The following is a 3,325-nucleotide window of genomic DNA, read 5'->3' as shown; positions in this document are numbered from 1 at the left end:
GGGCTCAGCGTAGCTGCCGGCGCACTCATCACCATGTTTGCCGACCAGCCAGGGCCCTATCGGTTGAGACTGCAGCGAATGCTGCTGACGGCGCTGGTGGCATTCGTTGCCGCGTTTTCCGGGGCGGTTCTGGGGCATTGGCCCGCAGCGCTGTTCATCGTCGTGGCCTTGTGGGGTTTTGCCGCCGCCCTGTTCGTCGCGGTCGGTCCGCATGCGAGCCGCGCGGGCATGATCAGCATGATCCTGCTGGTTGTACTGGCCGCCAATCCACTGCCGATAGCTCAGGCACTTGATGTGGCCATGCTGATTTTTGCGGGTGGCGTACTGCAAACGTTGTTCGCTGTTGCGGCATGGCCGCTGAGGCGGTATCACCCCGAGCGCTTTGCGTTGGCTGGTGCGATGCGCACGCTGTCGGCCGCAGCGCACAAGTCCGTCGGACAAGGTGAAGCGGTCACCTTGCCGCCATCGCTGAATGATCTTCAAGCGTTGCTGTTCGGATCGGGTAGCGCACAAGGAAGTGCGGTCGAGGCATTTCGCGTACTTTCACAACTGGCCGAGCGAATCCGCGGGGAACTGTTTGCCCTGGCGGTGCTGCAGTCCTCCTGCTCGTCGGAGCAGTTGCGGGGCCAGTTGCAAGCAGTCCGCCAATCCGCAAAGGCCGTGATCATGTCCTTGGCAAGCGCATTGGAAGGAGCTACGTCACCACTGGCCGATGCGGCCATCAAGCGGTTCGAGGCCGCTGCCGCCGAACTTGAGCAGCTCCCGCTTGCCGATTCCGGACAAGGCCCGGACCGGACGAAGCAAATGGCACATGCGCGAGCAATCGCATTGGGTGGGCAACTGCGTGCGGCCATTCGCAACACCGACACAGCGGGCAATGGTGACGAACTGCACGCTGACTATCGCCTGCCCTCAGCGCTGCGCCCCGCCAACCCCTGGATGACGCTCGCCGCCAACCTGCGACTCTCCTCGCCAGCCTTCCGACACGCAATCCGATGTGCCGTCTGTCTTGCACTCGCGCTGGCGCTGACGTACTTGCTGCCGCTCTCGCGCGGCTACTGGGTTCCGATGACGGCGGTAATCGTGCTGAAGCCCGATTTTGGCGCGACCTGGCGAGTGGGAATGCTTCGCGTCGCCGGCACGCTGGGCGGACTTTTGGCGACTACCGCCGTGCTGCATTTCTGGCCGGGCGGGTTCTGGGCATCACTCATGCTGATGGCGCTGCTGTGCTTCGTCTATCGTGAACTCTCGGAGGTGCACTACGGCATCGCCGTGGTCTGCCTGACCGGGATGGTCGTGATCATGCTGTCCTTCTATGGCATTTCGCCGCAAGCCGCAGTCCATGCGCGTGCACTCGACACCGTACTGGGCAGTGCACTGGCATTGCTTGCCTATGTCGTGTGGCCGACATTGGAACGCGGCCGCGAACAGACGACCCTCGCTCGGATGGTGGATAGCGGTCGCGACTATCTGGCGGCGGTCTTGCTCGGCGATGCAGACGCCCGCCAGGACACACGAGCTGCGGCTCGCGCTGCGTTCAGTGATGCTGAGGCGTCACTGGACCGCCTGCGCCATGAACCACAAAGTCGCAAACAGCTCATGCGTGCGGAGGCATTGGTGGTCCATGCCAATCGCTTTGCACGCGCGGCCCTGGTATTGGAGGCGGCGCGAAACGACGCTGATGCCCCGCCATTGCCGGTACGGATGACCCATTTCGCCGAAGCCTGCAGAAATGCACTGCACGACTGTGCACAGGCGCTGCGCGATGCGCGCGCGCCGACAGGCGACTGGCGATTGCGCGAACGCCAGCACGCGTTCGCCGCACAACTCGAAGTGCCCTGTGAATTGTGCCCCGTCTACGTGGTGGCGCTGATTGACGCCAGTGACGGAGTCGCTGATGCAATCGATTCGGTCGCCCATGTGCTGACGCAACCACACACGACGTGATTCAGGCCTCTGCCGCAAAGGGTGAGTGAAGGCGTTGGCTGTCGCGAGCGCGTTACACCACGTCGTGCATGCTGCCGCGTATCGGACCGTGTTCGCGATGGTTCCCAAAGGTGCACTTCAGCTGAAGGTGATTCATGGGGTGGTGATCCCCGGCATCCTTGCTCGTCAACTGGCGAAGCGGGGAGGAAGGTGCGGAATTGCCGACCCTGACGGCCTTGCAGCAGTTGAACGAACGTCCAGCCCTGCGCGTGCTCGATTCGGGTTTTGCAGTCGCACGGCAGGAGTTCGGCACGCTTCGGGGGGCGCCTCCTGGCGAGTCCTGGTCGTTGTCTTGCTACTCCACGGTGACCGATTTGGCCAGGTTGCGTGGCTGGTCTACATCGGTGCCGCGCAGCACGGCGACATGGTAGGCGAGCAGTTGTAACGGGACCGTGAAAACTGCGGGTGCGATGAGATTGCCGCCGGAGTTGACCTTGATCACGGCTCCGCGCACGCCATCACCGTCGATATGCACTTCTTCATCGGCGAACACGAACAACTCACCGCCGCGCGCGCGCACTTCTTCGAGGTTGGACTTCAGTTTTTCGAGCAACTGGTTGTTTGGCGCGACCGCAATCACCGGCATGTCTTCGTCGACCAGGGCAAGTGGACCATGCTTGAGTTCACCGGCCGGATAGCCTTCGGCGTGAATATAGGAAATTTCCTTGAGCTTCAGCGCGCCTTCGAGGGCGACCGGATAGTTGGCGCCGCGACCGAGGAAGAGCGCATGGTTCTTGTTCACGAAGCGTTCGGCCAGCTTGGCAATTTCGGGCGCCAGTTCGAGAGCATCGGCAATGCGCCGCGGCAAGGTGCTCAAATCGTTGACGAGCCGCGTGTAGCGTTCGTCTTCCAGGCCATTCAGGCGCGCCAGCTCGAGGACGAGCAGGGCGAGTGCGCTGAGCTGGGTGGTAAAGGCCTTGGTCGAAGCAACGCCGATCTCGGGACCTGCACGCGTCATCAGGACGAGATCCGACTCGCGTACCAGACTTGATTCCGGCACGTTGCAGACTGCGAACGATCCCAGATACCCATGCTGCTTGCCTTCGCGCAACGCCGCCAGTGTGTCGGCGGTTTCGCCTGACTGGGAAATGGCGAGGAACAGGCTGTCGGCAGGTACGACGGCTTGGCGGTAACGATACTCGCTGGCCACTTCGATGCTGCAGGGGATGCCTGCCAGACCTTCCAGCCAGTAGCGCGCCACGAGGCCCGCGTGATAGCTCGTGCCACAGGCGATGATCTGCACATGCCGCACCCGCTTGAGCAAGTCCTCGGAGTTCACGCCAAAGATGTTCGGCATGATGCGGTCGTTGGCGATGCGGCCTTCAAGCGTGTCGGCCAC

2 protein-coding genes are annotated in these 3,325 nt (G+C 62.6%); one reads left to right on the top strand and one right to left on the bottom strand.

What is annotated here, in order from left to right:
• Positions 1-1,947 (top strand): FUSC family protein (locus tag WBP53_RS15390; RefSeq protein WP_423930488.1); only part of this gene is annotated, 1,947 nt, incomplete at its 5' end.
• A gap of 334 nt (positions 1,948-2,281) precedes the next feature.
• Here WBP53_RS15390 and glmS read toward each other — a convergent pair.
• Positions 2,282-3,325, bottom strand: a 1,044-nt coding sequence (glmS, locus tag WBP53_RS15385) for a glutamine--fructose-6-phosphate transaminase (isomerizing) (RefSeq protein WP_423930486.1), incomplete at its 5' end; no start/stop codon positions are given.

Source organism: Dokdonella sp. (genome assembly GCF_049593775.1).
In the GTDB taxonomy this organism is placed as follows: domain Bacteria; phylum Pseudomonadota; class Gammaproteobacteria; order Xanthomonadales; family Rhodanobacteraceae; genus Dokdonella.
The sequence above is the reverse complement of the archived record's forward strand: the minus strand, read 5'-3'. Positions and strand labels throughout refer to the sequence as shown.